Source organism: Variovorax sp. P4_B11, assembly GCF_056402355.1.
The window spans coordinates 40,701-59,888 of sequence record NZ_JBFUHO010000029.1 but is presented as its reverse complement, the minus strand read 5'-3'; the positions used below and the strand labels follow the sequence as shown (position 1 = coordinate 59,888).

The 19,188-nt window shown below is 69.6% G+C and carries 21 protein-coding genes, 1 tRNA gene and 1 pseudogene; 13 read left to right on the top strand and 10 right to left on the bottom strand.

Features of this window, described 5'->3' with window-relative positions; all coding sequences use genetic code 11:
- Nucleotides 1–23: 23 nt before the first annotated feature.
- Genes AC1DYD_RS23610 through AC1DYD_RS23595 form a run of 4 tightly spaced genes read left to right on the top strand, consistent with a single transcriptional unit; the run spans nt 24 to nt 2,831 of the window.
- Entirely contained in the window at nt 24–779 is a 756-nt protein-coding gene (locus AC1DYD_RS23610; protein WP_478175183.1) for a hypothetical protein, read from the top strand.
- 47 nt (nt 780–826) lie between these two features.
- Nucleotides 827–1,279, top strand: coding sequence for a YybH family protein (locus tag AC1DYD_RS23605; RefSeq protein ID WP_478175182.1), 453 nt, complete (start codon nt 827–829; stop codon nt 1,277–1,279).
- Nucleotides 1,280–1,282: 3 nt separating this feature from the next.
- Nucleotides 1,283–2,257, top strand: a complete 975-nt coding sequence (locus AC1DYD_RS23600; RefSeq protein WP_478175181.1) for a YheT family hydrolase — start codon at nt 1,283–1,285, stop codon at nt 2,255–2,257.
- 22 nt (nt 2,258–2,279) lie between these two features.
- Nucleotides 2,280–2,831, top strand: coding sequence for a DUF2946 family protein (locus AC1DYD_RS23595; RefSeq protein ID WP_478175180.1), 552 nt, complete (start codon nt 2,280–2,282; stop codon nt 2,829–2,831).
- 43 nt (nt 2,832–2,874) lie between these two features.
- Here the strand turns inward: AC1DYD_RS23595 and AC1DYD_RS23590 are convergent, their stop codons facing one another.
- The 4 genes from AC1DYD_RS23590 to AC1DYD_RS23575 form a co-directional block, all read right to left on the bottom strand.
- Complete coding sequence (locus AC1DYD_RS23590; protein WP_478175179.1) at nt 2,875–3,480, bottom strand: c-type cytochrome; 606 nt, start codon at nt 3,478–3,480, stop codon at nt 2,875–2,877.
- Between the two features lie 107 nt (nt 3,481–3,587).
- Entirely contained in the window at nt 3,588–4,997 is a 1,410-nt protein-coding gene (locus AC1DYD_RS23585; protein ID WP_478175178.1) for an efflux transporter outer membrane subunit, read from the bottom strand.
- Nucleotides 4,990–8,151 (bottom strand): efflux RND transporter permease subunit, encoded by a 3,162-nt coding sequence (locus AC1DYD_RS23580; RefSeq protein ID WP_478175177.1) that lies wholly within the window; start codon nt 8,149–8,151, stop codon nt 4,990–4,992. Before AC1DYD_RS23580 ends, AC1DYD_RS23585 begins: the two co-directional genes overlap by 8 nt.
- Before the next feature lie 13 nt (nt 8,152–8,164).
- Nucleotides 8,165–9,418 (bottom strand): efflux RND transporter periplasmic adaptor subunit, encoded by a 1,254-nt coding sequence (locus AC1DYD_RS23575; RefSeq protein ID WP_478175176.1) that lies wholly within the window; start codon nt 9,416–9,418, stop codon nt 8,165–8,167.
- Nucleotides 9,419–9,578: 160 nt separating this feature from the next.
- On the opposite strand from AC1DYD_RS23575, the gene AC1DYD_RS23570 reads away from it, so the two are divergent.
- The 4 genes from AC1DYD_RS23570 (at nt 9,579) to AC1DYD_RS23555 (ending at nt 12,230) form a co-directional block, all read left to right on the top strand.
- Nucleotides 9,579–10,217 (top strand): TetR family transcriptional regulator, encoded by a 639-nt coding sequence (locus tag AC1DYD_RS23570; protein ID WP_478175175.1) that lies wholly within the window; start codon nt 9,579–9,581, stop codon nt 10,215–10,217.
- Between the two features lie 40 nt (nt 10,218–10,257).
- Nucleotides 10,258–10,332: transfer RNA gene (locus AC1DYD_RS23565), tRNA-Arg, on the top strand.
- 272 nt (nt 10,333–10,604) lie between these two features.
- Nucleotides 10,605–11,207, top strand: a complete 603-nt coding sequence (locus AC1DYD_RS23560; RefSeq protein WP_478175174.1) for a hypothetical protein — start codon at nt 10,605–10,607, stop codon at nt 11,205–11,207.
- Nucleotides 11,208–11,339: 132 nt separating this feature from the next.
- Nucleotides 11,340–12,230: a LysR family transcriptional regulator gene (locus tag AC1DYD_RS23555; protein WP_478175173.1), complete on the top strand. Its 891-nt coding sequence runs from the start codon at nt 11,340–11,342 to the stop codon at nt 12,228–12,230.
- Between the two features lie 9 nt (nt 12,231–12,239).
- Here AC1DYD_RS23555 and AC1DYD_RS23550 read toward each other — a convergent pair whose 3' ends face one another.
- Complete coding sequence (locus AC1DYD_RS23550) at nt 12,240–12,671, bottom strand: VOC family protein (RefSeq protein ID WP_478175172.1); 432 nt, start codon at nt 12,669–12,671, stop codon at nt 12,240–12,242.
- A gap of 158 nt (nt 12,672–12,829) precedes the next feature.
- Between AC1DYD_RS23550 and AC1DYD_RS23545 the strand changes: the two genes are divergently transcribed.
- Nucleotides 12,830–13,405, top strand: a complete 576-nt coding sequence (locus tag AC1DYD_RS23545; RefSeq protein WP_478175171.1) for a flavin reductase family protein — start codon at nt 12,830–12,832, stop codon at nt 13,403–13,405.
- A gap of 54 nt (nt 13,406–13,459) precedes the next feature.
- On the opposite strand, the pseudogene soxR reads toward AC1DYD_RS23545, so the two are convergent.
- Nucleotides 13,460–13,774 (bottom strand): annotated as a pseudogene (gene soxR / locus AC1DYD_RS23540) (redox-sensitive transcriptional activator SoxR); the annotation flags it as partial.
- A 103-nt stretch (nt 13,775–13,877) separates the two neighbouring features.
- Here soxR and AC1DYD_RS23535 point away from each other — a divergent pair.
- On the top strand, nt 13,878–14,252 hold the full coding sequence (locus AC1DYD_RS23535) for a hypothetical protein (protein WP_478175170.1): 375 nt from the start codon (nt 13,878–13,880) through the stop codon (nt 14,250–14,252).
- Nucleotides 14,253–14,291: 39 nt separating this feature from the next.
- Here the strand turns inward: AC1DYD_RS23535 and AC1DYD_RS23530 are convergent, their stop codons facing one another.
- Together AC1DYD_RS23530 and AC1DYD_RS23525 are read right to left on the bottom strand one after the other, a co-directional pair.
- Nucleotides 14,292–15,170 (bottom strand): lipase family protein, encoded by an 879-nt coding sequence (locus AC1DYD_RS23530; protein ID WP_478175169.1) that lies wholly within the window; start codon nt 15,168–15,170, stop codon nt 14,292–14,294.
- A gap of 58 nt (nt 15,171–15,228) precedes the next feature.
- Nucleotides 15,229–15,573 carry a c-type cytochrome gene (locus AC1DYD_RS23525; RefSeq protein ID WP_478175168.1) on the bottom strand — a complete coding sequence of 115 codons (345 nt, stop codon included), beginning with the start codon at nt 15,571–15,573 and terminating at the stop codon, nt 15,229–15,231.
- Between the two features lie 224 nt (nt 15,574–15,797).
- Here AC1DYD_RS23525 and AC1DYD_RS23520 point away from each other — a divergent pair, with 224 nt between their 5' ends.
- Complete coding sequence (locus AC1DYD_RS23520) at nt 15,798–16,526, top strand: glutathione S-transferase (RefSeq protein ID WP_478175167.1); 729 nt, start codon at nt 15,798–15,800, stop codon at nt 16,524–16,526.
- Nucleotides 16,527–16,547: 21 nt separating this feature from the next.
- On the opposite strand, the gene AC1DYD_RS23515 is transcribed toward AC1DYD_RS23520, so the two are convergent.
- Both AC1DYD_RS23515 and rsmI read right to left on the bottom strand, forming a co-directional pair.
- Nucleotides 16,548–17,042, bottom strand: coding sequence for a macro domain-containing protein (locus AC1DYD_RS23515; RefSeq protein WP_478175166.1), 495 nt, complete (start codon nt 17,040–17,042; stop codon nt 16,548–16,550).
- Between the two features lie 98 nt (nt 17,043–17,140).
- The gene (rsmI, locus tag AC1DYD_RS23510) at nt 17,141–18,088 is read right to left on the bottom strand and encodes a 16S rRNA (cytidine(1402)-2'-O)-methyltransferase (RefSeq protein WP_478175165.1); all 948 of its coding nucleotides are present in this window, start codon (nt 18,086–18,088) and stop codon (nt 17,141–17,143) included.
- Here rsmI and AC1DYD_RS23505 point away from each other — a divergent pair.
- Both AC1DYD_RS23505 and AC1DYD_RS23500 read left to right on the top strand, forming a co-directional pair.
- Nucleotides 18,088–18,486, top strand: coding sequence for a YraN family protein (locus tag AC1DYD_RS23505; protein WP_478175164.1), 399 nt, complete (start codon nt 18,088–18,090; stop codon nt 18,484–18,486). The two genes, rsmI and AC1DYD_RS23505, sit on opposite strands and share 1 nt — an antisense overlap.
- 63 nt (nt 18,487–18,549) lie before the next feature.
- Nucleotides 18,550–19,185: an SIS domain-containing protein gene (locus tag AC1DYD_RS23500; protein WP_478175163.1), complete on the top strand. Its 636-nt coding sequence runs from the start codon at nt 18,550–18,552 to the stop codon at nt 19,183–19,185.
- Nucleotides 19,186–19,188 lie beyond the last annotated feature (3 nt).

Genomic DNA, 19,188 nt, shown 5'->3' with positions numbered 1-19,188 from the left:
GTCGGCAAAGGTAGCATAGAAGGATGGCGCCAGACCCCCTCCAGGCCCTGCAGGCCGCGAACCGCCGGCCCCTCGACGGCAGCCCCTCGAAGGGCACGCTGCTGATCGCCGGCGCCACCGGCGCCCTGGGCCACGAGCTGGTACGGCGGCTCGCCGGCCGCCATCGCTACGACCACACCCTGGTACTCGCGCGCGAGCCGATCCGCGACGGCCTGCCGGGCGTCGAGACCGTGCAGGTGGCGGCCTTGCCGATCGCGCAATGGCGGTCCGTGGCGGCCCACACCGCCCTCGTGCTGTTCGAGCCGCCGCGGCTTTTCTATGACCGCGAGCGGGCACTGTGGACGCCCGAGCCGGCGCAGCTGCCGGCGCTGGCCGCCTGGCTGCGGGCCTGCGGCGTCCGGACGCTGGCCGTGGTGCTGCCGCACGACCAGGGGCGCCTGCCCGAGGCGCTGAAGCACGGCCTGGCCAGCCTCGACGAGCAGGCGGTGGTGGCGCTGGGCTTCGAGCGCGTGCTGCTGGTGCGCTCGGCGCGGAAGCCGGCGGCCGTGCGCTACGCCAGCGTGGGCGAGCGGCTGGCAGCCTGGATGCTGTCGATCGCCCGTTTCATGGTGCCGGCCAGCGAGCAGCCGGCGCGGGCGTCGAAGGTGGCCGAGCTGGTCGATGTCGCCCTGGCGCTGGCGCCGCCCGGCGTCCACGTGGCCGCTCCCGAACTGGTCTGGCGCGCGACCCAGGGCGAGCTGCGGGCCGTCGTGCAGGGCTGGGTGGCCGCGCCCCCCTGAGCCGACACGCGACCGAGGCAAAATCACCAACTCCGGCAGCACCCTCCATGTCCACCAAAGCCAAACTCCGCGCCAGCGCCATCGGCGGCACCGCTGACGACGTCGAAGCCGCCTTCTACGAAGCCCTGCAGCGCGGCGACGTCGATGCCCTGATGGACTGCTGGGCCGACGAGGAAGAAGTGTTCTGCGTCCACCCGGGCGGTCCGCGGCTGGTCGGGGCCGAGGCGATCCGCGCCGCCTTCGAGCACATGTTCGGCAACGGCGCCATCCAGGCCACGCCGGCGCGGGTGCGCAAGGTCGAGTCGCTCGCCAGCGCGGTGCACAACGTGCTGGAGCGCATCGAGGTGTTGACCGCCGAAGGGCCGCGCCACGCCTTCGTGCTCGCCACCAACGTCTATCACCGCACCGCGCAGGGCTGGCGCATGGTCGCGCACCATGCCAGCCCCGGCAGTGCCCACGAACCCGGCGACGCCGTCGAAGCGCCGCAGACGCTGCACTGAGCCATGCAATACGTCGCGCCACGCTGGCTGCCGGGCGGCAATCTGCAGACCATCTGGCCGGCGCTGTATGCCCGGCGCGCCGAGGCGCCGCTGCCCGGCTACCGGCGCGAGCGCTGGACCACGCCCGACGGCGATTTCATCGACGTCGACTTCCTGGATGCCGCGGTGGCCGGCCCGAGGCCGCTGCTGGTGCTGTTCCATGGCCTCGAAGGCTCGTCGCGCAGCCATTACGCGGAAGCCTTCGCGGCCTTCGCGCACGCCCGCGGCTGGGACTATGCCGTGCCGCATTTCCGCGGCTGCAGCGGCGAGCTCAACCTGGCGCCGCGGGCCTACCACTCGGGCGACTTCGAGGAGATCGGCTGGATCCTGGCCCGGCTGCGCGCGCGGCGGGACCCGGCGCAGCCGCTGCTGGCGGCCGGCGTCTCGCTCGGCGGCAATGCGCTGATGCGCTGGGCCGAGGAGGCCGGGGGCGAGGCCTCGAAGCTGGCGAATGCGGTGGCTTCCATTTCCGCCCCGCTGGACCTGGCGGCCGGCGGCGCCGCGATCGGCCGCGGCTTCAACCGGCTGGTCTACACGCGGATGTTCCTGTCGACCATGAAGCCCAAGGCGCTGGCCAAGCTGGCCCAGCATCCGGGCCTGTTCGACCGCGACAAGCTGCTCGCGGCCCGTGACCTCTACGCCTTCGACAACGTCTTCACCGCGCCGCTGCACGGTTTTCGCAGTACCGACGACTACTGGTCGCGCGGCTCGGCCAAGCCGCACCTGCACCGAGTCCGGATCCCTGCCCTGGTGGTGAATGCCGTCAACGACCCCTTCGTGCCGGCCGCCAGCCTGCCGCGCCAGGACGAAGTCGGCCGCCACGTCACGCTCTGGCAACCCGCCCATGGCGGCCATGTGGGGTTCCCGCTGGGGCCGCCCCCGGGCCACGTCCGCGCCATGCCCGAGCGCGTGGTCGACTGGCTCAAAGACCACCTCTGACCCGCGAGAGCAGAATCCCTTCATGGATGACATCGTCAAACAGGCCCTGGCCAAGTGGCCGAACGTGCCCCATTGCTACGGCTGGCTCGGACTCGATGCCCGCGGCAACTGGTTCATGCGCGACGACCGCACGCAGGCCATGGGGCCGTTCACGCAGGCCAGGGGCTCGCAGCTGCGGCACGAAAAGCTGATCGATTTCATCCAGCGCAACTACGAGCATGACGAGAAGGGCCAGTGGTTCTTCCAGAACGGGCCCCAGCGGGTCTATGTCGAACTCGAAGCCGCTCCCTGGATCTGGCGCATCGCGGAAGACCTGTCGGTCCGCTCCCACGCCGGGTTGCCGATCGAGCCCACCGCCTGCCTGCTCGACGGCGAGGGCAAGCTCTACCTGGTGGCGGACGTCGGGCTCGGTCTGGTCCACACGCAGGACGTCGGGCTGGCGGCCGAGGCGGTCGAGCAGGGGCGCTGGGTGCCCGAGGACGTCCGCGCCGAGGACCTTCCGGCCCGCTTCGGCTTCGTGCCGAGCCCGGCGGCGAGCCAGCCGGCGCCCCCCGCGCCACCGTCCCGACCATGAAAAAAGCCCGCGTCGCGCGGGCTGTTTTCGGGGGGCGAATCGCTTACTTGCCGGCTGCCACCGCGGGGGCTGCCGCATCGGCGGCAGCGCCTTCGGCTGCCGCCGGCCGGTCGGGCACCGGGAAGGTGGCGCCGCCCGAATTCGCCATGTAGACCACGGCGCGGCCGATCTCGAGATCGTCGAAGTCGCCGCCGCCCTGGGCCGGCATCGCGCCCTTGCCCTTGAGCGCATGCTCCACCAGCGTGGCATAGCCCTGGCCGATGCGGGGGCCCCAGGCCGCGGCATCGCCGTAGTGCGGCGCGCCCGGGATGCCCGGGGCGCCGTGGCAGGTCACGCACTGGGCCTTGAACACGGCCTCGCCGGTGGCCAGCGCCCGGTTGGCGTCGCGGATCTCGATGCTGCCGACCTTCTTGAGGCGCTCGGCGACTTCGCGGTCACGGGTGTCCTTCGAAACGCCGTAGAGCGACATGCCTTCGCCCTCCGCCGATCCCGAGGGATGGGTGCCCGACACCACGAACGACACCAGGCCGACGATGATCAGGATGGGAGCGATGAAAGAGAAAAAGACCGCGAGCAGCAACTGCCTCGGATTCTTGATCGGGCCGGTGTGGGCTTCTTCTGTGGCCTGGTAGTGCGGGTCGTCGCTCATTGCGTCCTCAGTATCGGGGGCTCGGTGGGGCTTTTCGAATCAACCGCGGATTATAGAGAGCCCCTCGGGCCCCGGCCGTCCGGGAACGGCCGGGGCCCGACCCAGGGTCACTTGGTGGCCCAGCCGCCGCCCAGCGTCTTGTACAGGGTGACCTGGTTCTGCAGCCGCGCCTGGCGGACCTGCGCGGTCGCAAGCTGCGAGGTGTACAGCGAACGCTGGGCATCCAGCAGGTCGAGCCCGCTGGCGACGCCGCCGCGATAGCGCATGTCCGACAGTTGGAAACGCGTTTCCTCGGCCTTGGCCTGGGCCACCAGTGCGCGCAGCTCCTCGTCGTAGGTCGCGCGGCCCGCGAGCGCGTCGGCGACCTCGCGGAAGGCCGACTGGATCGACTTCTCGTACTGCGCCACCGCGATCTTCTGGCCCGCGCGCGCCGAGTCCAGGTTGGCCTGGTTGCGTCCGGCATCGAAGATCGGCAGCGTGATCTGCGGCGCGAAGGCCCAGGCCTTCGAACCGCTGTCGAACAGGCCCGAGAATTCCGAACTCGTCGTGCCGATCGAGGTGGTCAGCGTCACGCGCGGGAAGAAGGCGGCGCGCGCGGCTCCGATGTCGGCATTGGCCGCGATCAGCTGCTGCTCGGCGGCGCGGATGTCGGGCCGCTCGGTCAGCAGGTCGGAGGGCAGGCCGGCCGGCAGCTCCGGCATCGGCGCCAGCGCCTGCAGTCCCTGGTCGCCGCCGGCGACGGTCTCCGGCGGCACCGGCGCACCGAGCAGCAGCGCCAGCGCATTCTCGTCCTGCATCCGCAGCCGCTGCTGCTGCGCGTAGGAGGCGCGTGCGGTTTCGGCCTGCGCCTCGGCGAAGCGGTAGTCGATCTCGGACGCCACGCCGTTGTCGAAGCGCAGCTTGGTGAGCTTTAGCGAATCGTCGCGCGTGACCATGGTGCGGCGCGTGATCTCCAGCGCCTCGTCGTCGCCGAGCACCGCCAGCCAGCCGTTGGCCACGGCGGCGATCAGGCTGATCTGGGTCGACTTGCGGGCTTCCTCGGTGGCCAGGTACTGGGCCAGCGCGGCGTCCTTCAAGCTCGCCACGCGGCCGAAGAAGTCGAGCTCCCAGGCCGTCACGCCCAGGCCGACCGAATAGCTGGAGCTCACGCTGTCGCCGAGCAGAGACGGGCGCTGGCGGGTGCCGCTGGCGCTGGCATTGAGGGTCGGGTACAGCGCCGAGCGGGTGATCTGGAACTGGGCCCGGGCCACCTCGATGTTGAGGATCGCCACCTGCAGGTCGCGGTTGTTCGTGAGCGAGAGGCCGATCAGCTTCTGCAGCCGCGGGTCGGTGAAGTAGTCCTGCCAGGCCACCGTGGCGGCCGGCAGTTCCCCGGGCGCGGTCGGTGCCGCCGCCGCGTTCGGGAAAGTGGCCGGCACCGGCGGCGCCGGGCGCTCGTAGGTCGGGATCAGCGAGCAGCCTGCCAGCATCAGTGCGGCGGCGCCTGCCAGGGCGGTGGTGATGAAACGCTTAGTCATGCTTTTCTTCCTCGATGCCGGCGGCCTGTGCATGGCGCTTGTCGGCCTCGTGCTGGCGAGCGCTGCCCTTGAAGAATCCGCGGACGATGACAAAGAACACCGGCACGAAGATCACCGCGAGGGTCGTGCCCGTGACCATGCCGCCGAGCACGCCGGTGCCGATCGCACGCTGGCTCGCCGAGCCCGCGCCGGAGGCGAACACCAGCGGCATCACGCCCAGCCCGAAGGCCAGCGAGGTCATCACGATCGGCCGGAACCGCAGGTGTGCGGCGGCGAGCGCGGATTCGACCACCCCCTTGCCCTGCGCCTGCAGATCCTTCGCGAATTCGATGATCAGGATCGCGTTCTTGGCCGACAAGCCGATGATCGTGATCAGCCCGACCTGGAAGTAGACGTCGTTGGAGTAGGCCCGCAGCATCGTCGCCAGCAGCACCCCCAGCACGCCGAGCGGCACCACCAGGATCACCGACAGCGGGATCGACCAGCTTTCGTACAACGCGGCCAGGCACAGGAACACCGCCAGGATCGCGAAGCCGTACAGGATGATGGCCTGCGAGCCGGCGAGCTTTTCTTCCCGCGACTGGCCGGTCCATTCGTAGCCGAAGCCGGTCGGCAGCTGCGCCGCCAGCCGTTCCATCTCGGCCATCGCGGCGCCCGTGCTGTAGCCCGGCGCCGCGCTGGCGCTGATGCGAATCGCGGGGTAGCCGTTGTAGCGCACCGTCTGCTGGGCGCCGGTGATCCAGCGCGTGCTGGCGAAGGCCGACAGCGGCACCGGCTTGCCCTGCGCATTGGCCGCATTCAGCTTGAGCAGGTCTTCGGGCTGCATCCGCGCCGGCGCGTCGGCCTGCACCACCACGCGCTGCAGGCGGCCCTGGTTCGGGAAGTCGTTGATGTAGCTCGAGCCAAGTGCGGTCGACAGTGTCGCGTTGATCGCATCGAAGGTCACGCCCAGCGCATTCGCCTTGTCGCGGTCGATGTCGATCTGCAGCTGCGGCGCATCCTCGAGGCCGTCGGGCCGCGTCTGCGTCAGGATCTTGCTCTGCGACGCCATGCCCAGCAGCTGGTTGCGCGCGTTGACCAGCGCCTCGTGGCCCGCACCGGAGCGGTCCTGCAGGCGGAACGTGATGCCGCTGGCATTGCCCAGTTCGGGAATCGGCGGCGGGCTCAGCGGATAGATGAAGGCATCGCGAACGCTCGACAGCGCACCGAAGGCACGGCCCGCCAGCGCGTCGGCCGTCTCGCCGGGGCCCTTGCGCTCGTGCCAGTCCTTCAGCGTCACAAAGGCAAGGCCCGCGTTCTGGCCTTGGCCCGAGAAGCTGAAGCCCATCACGCCCACCATGCTCTGCACCTCGGGCTGCTTGAGGATGAAGCCCTCGACGTGCTTCATCACGTCGAGCGTGCGCTCCTGGGTCGCGCCCGGCGGCAGCTGCACGTTGACGATGATGTTGCCCTGGTCTTCCTGCGGCAGGAAGGAGGTCGGAACCCGCAGGTAGGTGAACACCACGGCGCCGATGATCGCCACGTAGACCACCATGTAGCGCAGGGCGCGGCGCAGGATGCGCGAGACCAGGCCCTCGTAGCCCTTGGCGGTGCGCGTGAAGCCGCGGTTGAACCAGCCGAAGAAGCCGGTCTTGGCATGGTGGTGGCCGGCTTCCACCGGCTTCAGCAGCGCCGCGCACAGCGCCGGCGTGAGCGACAGCGCCATGAAGGCCGAGAAGCTGATCGACGCCACCATCACCGCCGAGAACTGGCGGTAGATGTTGCCGGTCGAGCCGGCAAAGAAGGCCAGCGGCACGAACACCGAAATCAGCACCACGGTGACGCCGATGATGGCGCCCGAGATCTGCCGCATCGCCTTGCGCGTGGCCTCCAGTGGCGAAAGCCCTTCCTCGCTCATGATGCGCTCAACGTTCTCGACCACCACGATGGCGTCGTCCACCACGATGCCGATCACCAGCACCATGCCGAACATGGTCAGCACGTTGATCGAGAAGCCCAGCGCCAGCAGCACCGCGAAGGTGCCCAGCAGCGAGATCGGCACCACGATGGTCGGGATGATGGTGTAGCGCCAGTTCTGCAGGAACAGGAACATGACCAGGAACACCAGCACCACGGCTTCGACCAGGGTCTCGGCCACTTGCGAGATCGAGATCTTGACGAAGCGCGAGCTGTCGTACGGAATCTCCCACTTCACGCCCTGCGGGAAGAAGTGCGAGAGCTCCTCCATCTTGGTGCGGATCAGCCTGGCCGATTCGAGCGCGTTGCCGTTGGGCGCGAGCTGGACGCCGATACCGACCGCCGGCTCGCCGTTCAGGCGCGCCGAGGTCGCGTAGGCCTGGCCGCCGAGCTCGACGCGGGCGACGTCGCGCAGCCGAACCGCCGAGCCGTCGGTGTTGGCGCGCAGCACGATGTTGCGGAACTGCTCGACGTTGGTGAGCTGGCCGTTGACCACCACCGTGGCCGCGATCGCCTGGCCGGTCACGTTCGGCAGGTCGCCGATCGTGCCCGAGGCCACTTGCGCATTCTGTCCCTTGATGGCGTTGGTGACGTCGCTCGACGACAGGTTGAAGCCCTGCAGCTTGGCCGGATCGATCCAGACCCGCATCGAACGCTCGGTGCCGAACAGCTGCGCCTGGCCGATGCCCTTGACGCGCTGCAGCTCGGGCACCACGTTGCGCGCGGCATAGTCGCCCAGCGCGATCGGATCGTAGGCCGGGTTGTCGGACGACAGAATCGTGAACAGCAGGAAGTTGGTGCGCGACTTGTCGACCCGCACCCCTTGCTGCGTCACGGCCGCGGGCAGCCGCGGCGTGGCACGCGAGAGCCGGTTCTGGACGTCCACCTGCGCCAGGTCGGCGTCGGTGCCGGGCGCGAAGCTGATCGTGATCGAGCCGGTGCCGTCGGCCTGGGCCACCGACTCCATGTAGATCATGCCGGGCGAGCCGTTCATCTCGCGCTCGATGACCGCCAGCACGCTGTCCTCGAGCGTCTGCGCGGACGCGCCCGGGTAGGCGGCGTTGATGACGATGGCCGGCGGAGCCACCGGCGGGTACTGGGCGATCGGCAACTGCGTGATCGCCACGCCGCCCACCACGAGGATGAACAGGGCGATCACCCAGGCGAAGATCGGACGGTCGATAAAGAACTTGGCCATGCGGGCGGGCTCCTTACTTCGCGGCCGCAGCAGGGGCGGCCGCAGCGGAGGCGGCCGGTGCCGGGGCGGCGGCGCCCTTCGGACCGGTCCATGGAACGGCCTTCACGGGCGTGCCGGGCGGCATCATCTGCAGCCTCTGGAAGCCGTCGACCATCACCTGCTCGCCGGCCTTCAGCCCTTCGAGCACCACCCACTGGTTGTTCTGGGCGGCGCTGATCTTCACCGTGCGCTTGCTGAGCTTGCCGTCGGCGCCCACCACCGTCAGCGTGTCGCCCTGCTGGGTGCGGGTCACGGCCTGCTGCGGTACCGTGATGGCGTCGACGGCCTGCGCCTGCTCGAGGCGCACGCGCACGTACAGGCCCGGCAGCAGGTCGCCCTTCGGGTTCGGCACCTCGGCGCGCAGCGTGATCTGGCCCGTGGTCTGGTCGACCGTCAGGTCCGAGAACAGCAGCCGGCCAGGCAGCGGGTACTCGCTGCCGTCCTCGAGCGCGATGCGCACGCTGGCCGCCTCGCCGCCCTGGGCGTGCTTGAACTGGCCGTCCTGCAACGCCCGGCGCAGCCGCAGCACCTCGGTGGCCGACTGCGTGAAGTTGACGTACAGCGGGTTGATCTGCTGGATCACGGCCAGCGCCGTGGCGTCGCCGCCCTGGCCCACCAGCGCGCCCTCGGTCACCAGCGAACGGCCGATGCGGCCCGAGATCGGCGCCGTCACGGTCGCGTAGCCCAGGTTGATCCTGGCGGTCTGCACGGCGGCGCGGCCGACCGCGATGTCGGCCTCGGCGGTCTTGGCCGCCGCCACCGCGTTCAGGTATTCCTGCTTGCTGACCGCATTGGCCTCGACCAGCGGCTTGTAGCGCTCGGCCAGGGCACGGGCCTGCATCGCGTTGGCCTCGGCGCGCGCCAGGCTGGCCTCGGCGCTCTGCGCGGCGGCGGCGTAGGGGGCGGGGTCGATGCGGAACAGCACCTGCCCGGCCTTGACGTCGCTGCCTTCCTGGAACACGCGCTGCATCAGGATGCCCGCGGCGCGTGCACGCACCTCGGCCACGCGGGTGGATTCGAGCCGGCCCGGCAGCTCGGTCACCAGGCCGACGTTGGTCGGCGTCGCGACCACCACGCCGACCTCGGGCGCGGGATGGCCGCCGCCGTCGGCCTTCTGGGCCTCGCCCTTTCCGCAGGCGCTCAGTGCGAGCAGCACGACAGTGGCGGCGGCAACGGCCGCGAGGCGCGGGGGGATCAGCGAACGGCGCGAGACATGCAAGTCGGGCATGTGATTCCTTTGAAGGGAGGACAGAAGACGTTTGGCGCGCGGGTGCCTAAAGCATCGCGGCGATCTTGACTATCGGCAAAAGGCCTCTATCTTACATACATTCATGAATGTATAGTGGCGACCTTGCCCGGCCGATGGATTTTATGAACGGAGTGTGAAAGTGGTCAGACGCACCAAGGAAGAGGCGCAGGAGACGCGCAACCGCCTGCTCGATGCGGCGGAGGTGCTGTTTCAGGCCCAGGGTGTGTCGCAGACCAGCCTGCAGCAAATTGCGCACCAGGCTGGCGCGACCCGGGGCGCGATCTACTGGCACTTCAAGGACAAGGCGGCGCTCTTCAACGCCATGATGGACCGGGTCACGCTGCCGCTGGAGGCCGAGGTGGCCAGGGCGTCCGCGGGCGGGGGCGCCGAGGCCATGGACGAGCTCGAGCACCAGATGGTGGAGGCGCTCAAGCTCATGACGACCGACATGCAGGTGCGCCGCGTGTTCGACATCGCCACCCACAAGGTCGAATACACCCACGACATGGAATCGGTGCAGCAGCGCCACCTGACGGCGCGCAATGCCTGCGTGATCGAGTTCGAGAAAGCGATGGTGGCGGATGTCCGCCGCACCCGCAGGCGCCTGCCCATCCCGGCACCGGCGGCGGCTCAGGGGCTGCATGCGCTGATCAGCGGGCTGATCCAGAACTGGCTGCTGGACCCGGCCGCGTTCGACCTCGTGGCGACCGGGCGCCAGGCCTTCCGCGTGTACCTCGCGGGGCTGGGTTTTACCCGGCCTGTGCCAGGCGCCGTCTGATCAGCGATAATAGAGAGCTTCCGATGCTTCGGAAGCTCCTCTCGCTGTATTTCAACGGATAGAATTCGGCCCTCCGAAGGCTGAGATCCAGGTTCGATTCCTGGCGGCGGGACCAGATACATGTCCGGAAGCGTGCAGACGCTTCTTTCGCAGCTATCGACTCCAAACTCGATGTCGACCTGTTGTGTCGAAGCGTGTTGACCGCATCCCGTCGCTCCCGTGCCGCGGCGCCGATCACCCCGATTTCGGCTCGTCGAGCCCCGCGACCCGCACGTTGACCGACGTAGCGGTTTTTTCCTTTGGCCGGCATTGCACTTAAGTGCGAGTGACATCCGGCCTGCGTGCGCGTATGGTGGCCCGGCCTTTCCACACCAACGCAGGCCCAACATGAAAAACCCCCAAAGACTCGCCTTGCTTGCGGCATGCGCCGCGCTGACCCTTTACGTCGGCACCGCCGGTGCGCAGACACCACCGGAGCGCAGGACCATCCACCTCGAAGACGCCCGGGGCGGTTCGGCCGTGCTGTCGGTCACCGGCGAGATCACGGCGGTGGACGTGGCGCACCGCATCGTGTCGATCAAGGGCCCGAAGGGCGACATCTCCGATCTCCGGGTCGATCCGGCCGTGAGGAACCTCGAGCAGGTCAAGGTCGGCGACCGGGTCCGCCTGAGCTACCGCATCGGCGTCGCGCTGGCGCTGATGAAGGGCGGCGACGGCATCCGCGAGCGGGTCGAGACCGAGTCGGCCGCCGTGGCCGCCAAGGGCGCCAGGCCGGGCGGCGTCGCCACCACGCGCACGACCATCATCGCCAATGTCTTCGCCGTCGACCGCAAGAAGAACATCGCCACGCTGCGAGGGCCCAGCGGCCAGTTGACCGACGTGCACGTGCGCGACCCGGAGGTGCTGCGCGACGTCAAGGTGGGCGACCAGGTGGTTGCGAACATCACCGAATCGGTGGCGTTGAGCGTGAGGCCGGCACGGGCGAAGTGAGCGAGAGAGCCCGGCTGCGGAGGCATCGAGCCTCGGCAGCCGTGGCGTCGGGACTGCCGCCCGCGCGTTCGCATCAACAACGAACGTCCATGCATCGTTGACCCGAGCATCGATCCTTGAGATGCTCGGCCGGTGATCAGCGAACTCAAGACTTTCATCGCCGTCTGCAAGCACGGCACCTTCGCGGCGGCCGGCGAGCGCATCGGCCTGACGCAGTCGGCGGTCAGCAGCCAGATCAAGCGGCTCGAAGAATCCTTGGGGTTCGAGCTCTTCGAGCGCACCGGGCGGTCCGCCACCCTGAACGTCGCCGGCCAGACCACGCTCGCGCGTGCGGAAGAAATCTGCACCCTCTACGCCAGGCTCGGCGATCCGCCCGGCGGCACAGCCACGCGCGGACTGCTGCGCGTGGGCGCCATCGCATCGACGCAGCCGACCCTGCTGGCGCGTGCGCTCGAAGCGTTCCGCAAGGCGCTTCCCCTGGTTCGCGTGCATGTGTCGCCCGGCGTGTCGATGCGCCTGATGGACGACCTGGACGCCGGCCAGATCGATGCCGCCCTGATCATCCGGCCGCCGTTCGGCGCGCTGCCGGACATGGCGTGGCAGGCCTTGGTGCATGAGCCCTATGTGCTGATCGTGCCCAGGACCGTGCCGGGCAAGGACTGGCGAACGCTCATCGAGTCGCAGCCCTTTCTTCGCTATGACCGTGCCTCCTTCGGCGGCCGGATGGTGGAAGCATTCCTTCGCCGCGAGGGCCTTTCGGTCAACGATGCCATCGAGATCGACGAAATCCCGGGCCTCATCCACCTGGCCGCGAAGGGCCTGGGCGTGGCGCTGGTGCCGCTGGTCGAAGCGCACCTGCCGCTCCCTGCGGGCGTGCGCGTGGTCTCGCTGGGCGAATCGACCTTCCACCGGGAAATCGGCCTGCTCCAGCGCAAGCCCCGGGCGAGTCCGCCCATCGTCGCGCAGTTCGCCCAGTCCTTGCGGGAGGCCGCCGAGGTCCGCAAGGACAAGCGGCGCGCCTGAGCGCCGCCTTCAGACGGCGAACAACGAATCCAGGTTCGCGAAGGACTTGAATTCGAGCGCGTTGCCCGAAGGGTCGAGGAAAAACATCGTCGCCTGTTCGCCCGGCTCGCCCTTGAAGCGGATGTAGGGCTCGATGACGAATTCGGTCTTGCGCGCGACGAGCTTGTCGGCCAAGGCCCGCCATTGGTCCATCGGCAGCACGGCGCCGAAATGGCGTACCGGCACGTCGTGGCCGTCGACGGGACTGTGCTGCCGGTGGCCGCATTCGTCAGGGGCCAGGTGCGCCACGATCTGGTGGCCGTAGAAATTGAAGTCGACCCATTCGGGGGCGCTTCGGCCATCCGGACAGCCCAGCAGCTCGCCGTAGAAGACGCGGGCCTCGGCAATGTCGCGCACGGGGAAAGCCAGGTGAAACGGAATGGGTGTGCTGGGAGTGGTCATGGATGTCATCGCTGTGGGGAGTGCCGGTGACCAGACTCTAAGCAGCGGATCCCATTGTCGAAAGCGATATGTTTTCTTGCTCAGCACCACGATTCTCGATGAATCGACGCGAGCCAGGGACAGCCACAATGCCGGGTCGAAACGCAAGGATGTCCACGATGAATCACTTCCAGCCGGTCGCGCTCGAACACGCCAGCCGCCTCGTCAACCATGGCCCGACCGTGTGGGTGACCAGCGCCGACGGCGCCCGCCGCAACGTGATGGCGGCCGCGTGGTCGATGCCGGTGGAGTTCACGCCGCCTCGCATCGCAGTGGTGATCGACAAGAACACCTTCACGCGAGAACTCGTCATGGCCAGCGGCGCCTTCGGCATCTGCCTGCCCGGCACGGCGCTGGTCGACCTGACCCACGCGATCGGCAGCACGAGCGGCCGCACGCTCGACAAGTTCGCGCGCTATGGCATCGAAGCGGGCCGCGGCCCGATGCTGGGGCTGCCCGTGGCGGAGGCGGGCTGCGCTGCCTGGCTCGAATGCCGGTTGATCAGCGAGCCGCATACCGAAGACGCCTATGACACCTGCTTCGGCGAGGTGGTGGCCGCGGCGGCGGATGCACGCATCTTTGCCGGCGGGCATTGGTCGTTCAGCGAGGCCAACGCGGCATTGCAGACCATCCATCACCTGGGCGGAGGCAACTTCGTGCGCGCTGGGGGGGTGCTGAAGGCTGCGCCGCTGTAGTGCGCAGTGGCGTCGCCGCGGCGCCACGGAGCAAGGCGCTCGGTCCGCCGACGCCTATTCCTGCTTCAGCCACAGCCGCTGCGCCCCAGGCCCCTTCGCCGCCAGCTTGTCGGCCGGATTGCGCAGCCGGCAGCGGTCGATCGACAGGCAGCCGCAGCCGATGCAATCGTCGAGCGTGTCGCGCAGCTTCTTCAGCTGCGCCATGCGTTCGTCCAGCTCGGCGCGCCAGCGTGCGGAAAGCCGCGCCCAGTCGGCGCGCGTGGGCGCGGCCGAGGCCGGCAGGGTGTCCAGGGCCTCGGCGATGTCCGACAGCGCAATGCCCACGCGCTGCGCGACGCGGATGAAGGCCACGCGCCGCAGCACCGCGCGCGCGACGGCTCCACCGCCGTGGTGAGTCGCGCCGGGGCACCGCCTGGAAATTCGGCGGCGGATGCCCTAGTCTTGCTGCATCGATCATTCGCGGGGAAACGTCATGAAGCACACAGGCCGGCCATGGCCCGGCGCATGCAGGTCGTTCGCGTTGCTCGCGATCGGCATGCTCGCGGCCACTTCGTCCTTCGCGCTCGAAGGCACGTTCAACCACCCGACCTACAAGAAGCTCGCGCGCCTCGACCAGTGCTACGTCTGGGGCAGGTACTGCGGCAAGATGGCCGCCGACACCTACTGCCGGGCACAAGGCTACGAGCGCTCGGTGCGCTTTGACACCGAGCCCGCCCGTCCGACCCGGCTGGCCTCCGACGGCAAGGTCTGCGATGCCGATTTTTGCGTTGGCTTCAAGTCGATCACCTGCTACACCTCGGCGTCGGAGCGAGGCAAGACCGGCAACTGGCCGCGGCGCATCGATTGAGACTGCGATGAGGGCCCGCGGACGCCGCGGGCATGCGCCTCAGAAGAATGCGCGCAGGTAGTTGACCGGCGAGTGATCGGTCAGGGCCCGGAGCGCGATGGCGTCGGGCTCCGGCGCGGCGCTCATGCGCGCGGCATGCTCGGCCTGGCCCACGATGCGGTCCTTGAGCACGAACGGGGTTTCCGGGTTGTCGTGCCGCAGGCCGTCCTTGTCGATGTAGAGAAGGTGGCCGACGTGGTGGTAGGGCGTGATCCGCGGAGGCAGGGTGGGCACGACGTCGGCGCAGTTCACGATGCGGGTCATCGCGCTCGCCGGCAGCGAGCCGATGAAGTCGATGTCGCCGACACGGGGCGAGCCGATCGTGATGACATGCGTCGGCTCGACCAGGCCGGCGAAGATCGTCGCCATGGCGGCGCCCACGCTGTGGCCGCACAGCAGCAACTGCCTGCGGCCCGAGGCCTCGTTCGCCAGCCACTGCAGCACCTTCGCCTTCAGCGACTCGGCCGCACGGCCGAATCCCGAATGCACATTGCCTTCGGCCCAGGGGCTCGGCAGGAATCCCAGGTCCGCCATGACATCCCTGGGATCGTCGGGCTGGGTTCCGCGATAGGCGAGCATCGCCAAGCCGTCCTGGGCGCGAATCGAGCCAAAGGCGTAGGCGCCCGTGGCCCGGTCGAAAAATGTGACGGGCTCGCCGAAGCCCGCCAGGTGCAGCGCCGCGGTCAGCCTGCACGACGCGTCCAGTTTCGAATCGGCGCGCAGGTAGGCCAGGCGCGCCGCTTCGACTGCAAGCCCCGGGAGCGTGAGCGTGTCGTCCGGGTCCTCGACGAAGGCCGTGGGCCGCTGCTCGGGATGAAACAGCGCTTCGCGGGATGCGTCGTATTCGATGGATACCTGCGCATCGGCCCCGCTACTCATCGCTTCGCCTCCGTTGTTGTTGAGGCATTGTGTTCTGGCTCGATGGCCGCCCGCCTCATCAATCGGTGGGAGGGCGGGGCGACGGCTGGGTCAGCACCCATTGCGCAAGCCGCTTCGCCTGCTCGTCGCTGACCTGGGTCTGCCTCGGCATGATGACGCGGCCCCAGGTGCCGACGCTGCCGCTTCGGATCTTGCCGGCCAGGCGCGCCGGCGCCGCCGGGTCGTCGCGGTAGCGCGCCGCGACCTGCGCAAAGCCGGGGCCGACCTGCTTGTGCACCAGGCCGTGGCAGGCCATGCAGCCGTTCTCGCGGGCCAGGGCCTGGGCCAGGTCCTCGGCGCCTGCCGGAGCGGCCAGCAGCATCGGCAGCAGTCCGCCAAGCATCGGCATCAGGGTTCGATCCATCGTCAAGCGCATCGGCCTGGATTCTGCCCAATTCGTCAGGGGGGGACGCACGCAGCAGCGCGCCGGTGTCGTGACGGGCGTGGTGGCCTGCGCGATCGTCCGCAACTGAGGCGAGGGCCGGGTGCGCTCAGCGCATCCCGGTCGCCGTCCGCGGATGCGCGGCTTGGAAGGGGCGGCACGGCTCTCGTATCCTCCGCTTCCCACCACCTTCATGCGGAGGACGCTTGGCCTATCAACTCCACTACTGGCCCACGATCCAGGGCCGCGGCGAATTCGTCCGCCTCGCGCTCGAGGCCGCCGGTGCCGCCTATGTCGATGTGGCGCGCGAACCGCCGTCGAAGGGCGGCGGTGAGTCGCACCTGGCCCGTCGGCTCGACGACCCGGACAACCCCCGGCCTTCGTTCGCGCCGCCCTTCCTGGTCGACGGCGACATCGTGGTGGGCCAGACGGCGGCCATCCTGCTGTACCTCGGGCCGCGGCTCGGGCTGGCGGGCGTGGGCGAGGCCGATGGGCTGTGGACGCACCAGCTGCAGCTGACCATCGCCGACTGCGTGGCCGAGGCGCACGACACGCACCATCCGCTGTCGACCGGGCTCTACTACGAGGACCAGCGCGAGGCGGCGCTGGCGCGTGCCAAGGCCTTTCGCGAGGAACGCATTCCGAAATTCCTAGGCTGGTTCGAGAAGATCCTGCAGCGCAATCCGTCCGGGGACCTGCACCTGGTCGGCGACGCGCTGACCTACGCCGATCTCTCGCTGTTCCAGCTCGTGGCCGGGCTGCGCTATGCCTTCCCGAAGGCCGCCGCGCGTGCGTTGGCCGACACGCCGGCGGTGGCGAAGCTGCATGCCAACGTGGGCCGGCGGCAGCGGGTGCACGACTACCTGCGGAGTCCGCGGCGGATCGCCTTCAACGAGGACGGCATCTTCCGCGCCTACCCCGAGCTCGACGGCTGAGCGGCGGGGCCGCCGTCCGGATCAGCGGGCCGCCGTTTCCGCGGCGGCGACGCCCTTGCGGTAGGTCGTGTACAGGTAGACCGGGATCTCCAGGTCGCCCAGGTGGCGCTCGACCAGCGGCGCGACGTCCTTCCAGTCGAGGCCGCCGACGCCGGTGGCGAGGCGCGGCAGGGCGAGGCTGGCGACCTTTTCTTCCTCGACCAGCTTGCGCAGCGTCCGCAGCGTGTGGTTGACGCGCTCGACCGTCGCCTTGCCCGGCTTGGCGCCGGTGTCGTATGCGGCGTCCTGCGTCATGAGGTTGATCACGCGCTGGCCCTCGGCATTGGTCCAGGTCCACAGCTCGCCCGGCTGCGGGTGGCGGGTCTGGCAATAGTGGCGGAAGTCCTTGTACAGCGAGGGCCAGTTCTCGCGCAGCGCCAGCGCGAGGCCGGAACTGAACGAATCGTTGGGCGAGACACCGTGCGCAATGGCCTGTGCCCTGGAAAGAAGAATATCGCCGCTGACTTCATGCAACATGGGTGCTCCTGGATGGTTTGACCGACCATAGCCCGCGCGCCGGCGCCGAGCCCTGACCTGGGTCAAGCAAGCGGAGATCAGTACTGCGGGCGGGCGCGCTACGGTTCGACGGCCTCGTCGCCGTCCTTGCGCATGCGCAGTGCGGCTTCGTAGAGCGCGTTGCGCGGCGCACCGCTGATCTCGGCCGCGACGCGCACCGCGCTCTTCACGGGCAGTTCGGCCAGCAGCAGGCGCAGCACGCGCTCGCCCTCGGCGCCGTCATCGACGGCCGCGGGCCGAGGGTGCAGCACCAGCGCGAATTCGCCGCGCGTGCGGTCGCGGCTGGCCGCGAACCAGTCGGGCAAGGCCGTGGCGGCGACGGTCGCGATCTCCTCGAACTGCTTGGTGAGCTCGCGGCCGACGGTGACCTTGCGCTCGCCCAGGCTGGCCAGCGAGCGCGCCAGCGCCTCGATGCGGTGCGGCGCTTCGAGCAGCACCACGCTGCGGGATTCGTCGGCCAGCCGCAGCACCGCGGCATCGCGCTCGCCGGCCTTGCTCGGCAGGAAGCCGGCGAACACGAAGCCGCTGCCCGGGTCGCCGGCAGCGACCAGTCCGGCGGCGCCGACCAGGGTGGTCACACTGCTGGCGCCGGGCAGCGGCAGCACCCGGTGGCCGGCCTCGCGCACCGCGGCCACCAGCCGCGCGCCCGGGTCGCTGACGCCGGGCGTGCCGGCGTCGCTGACATAGGCGATGCGCTCGCCCGCGGCCAGCCGCGCGATCACCGCCTGCGCCGCCTCGCTCTCGTTGTGCTGGTGCAGGGCCAGCAGCTGCGCGCCCGGACGGTCGATGCCGTAGGCCCGCAGCAGGCTCTGCGTGTGGCGCGTGTCCTCGCAAGCGACCGCGTCGACCAGTTGCAGGACGTGCAGCGCGCGCAGCGTGATGTCCGCGAGGTTGCCGATCGGCGTCGCGACCACGTAGAGCGTGGCCTGCGGATAATGCTGCGAACCCGCGGCATCTCGCGCGGCGAGCAGGGCGGCGCCGAACGAAGCGGGAGCGATGGAAGTCAATGGCTTATCTCCAGAACAAGGCAGCAGGGCGGACATCGCTGCCGACGACCAAGCAGCGCGGCGACGCGGCCGAAGACGCCGCGCTCGAACACCTGCAGGCGGCCGGCCTCGGGCTGGTCGCGCGCAATTATCGAACCCCGGGCCGGGGCGGCGGCGAGATCGACCTGATCATGCGCGATCCGCGCGACGGCACGCTGGTGTTCGTCGAGGTCCGCGGCCGTGCCGGTGCGACGCATGGCGGCGCCGGCGGCAGCATCACGGGCGCCAAGCAGCGCCGTATCGTCTTCGCGGCGCGGCACTACATCAGCCGCCTGCGCGTGCTGCCGCCCTGCCGATTCGACGTCGTGCTGGTCGAACAGCGCATCGAATGGATCCAGGGGGCTTTCGACGCAGGCTGAGCGGGACGCATCACGTTTTGTTTCAAGGGTCGGCCATGGACCCGCAGTTATCATCCGGGCCAAATGCTAGAGCAACGGATTCAGCAGCACTTCATCGACAGTGCTGACCTCAAATACCAGTCCGGGCCGCTGCTCGGAAAACCGATCTCCCAGGCCATGCAGGCACTGCTGGCCTGCGTCACCAGCGGCGGCAAGATCCTCGCGTGCGGCTCCGGCGTGTCCGGTTTGCTGGCGGCGCAGTTCGCGGCCCAGTTCGTCGGCCGCTTCGAGCGCGACCGCCCCGAGCTGGCCGCGATCGCGCTGCCCGGCGATCCCACCGACCCGGCCGCCGACACGGCCGAATCGCTCGGCGCCGATCGCTTCGCGCGCCAGGTGCGGGCCCTGGGCCAAGCCGGCGACGTGCTGCTGGCGCTGAGCGTCAGCGGCCAGTCGGCCGCGGTGCTGGCGGCGGTCGACGCCGCCCATGCGCGCGACATGACGGTGGTGGCCCTGCTCGGCAACGCCGCACCCTCGGGCGGCGGCACCGGCGGCGCCGTGGGCCGCGCGCTGCGCGAAACCGACGTGCAGGTCTGCGTGCCGCACGAGCGTGCCGCGCGCATCCACGAGGTCCACCTGCTGGTGCTGCATTGCCTGTGCGACGGCGTCGACGCCCAACTGCTCGGCGACCAGGACAGCGACTCGTCCCTGCTCTCGACTTGAGCC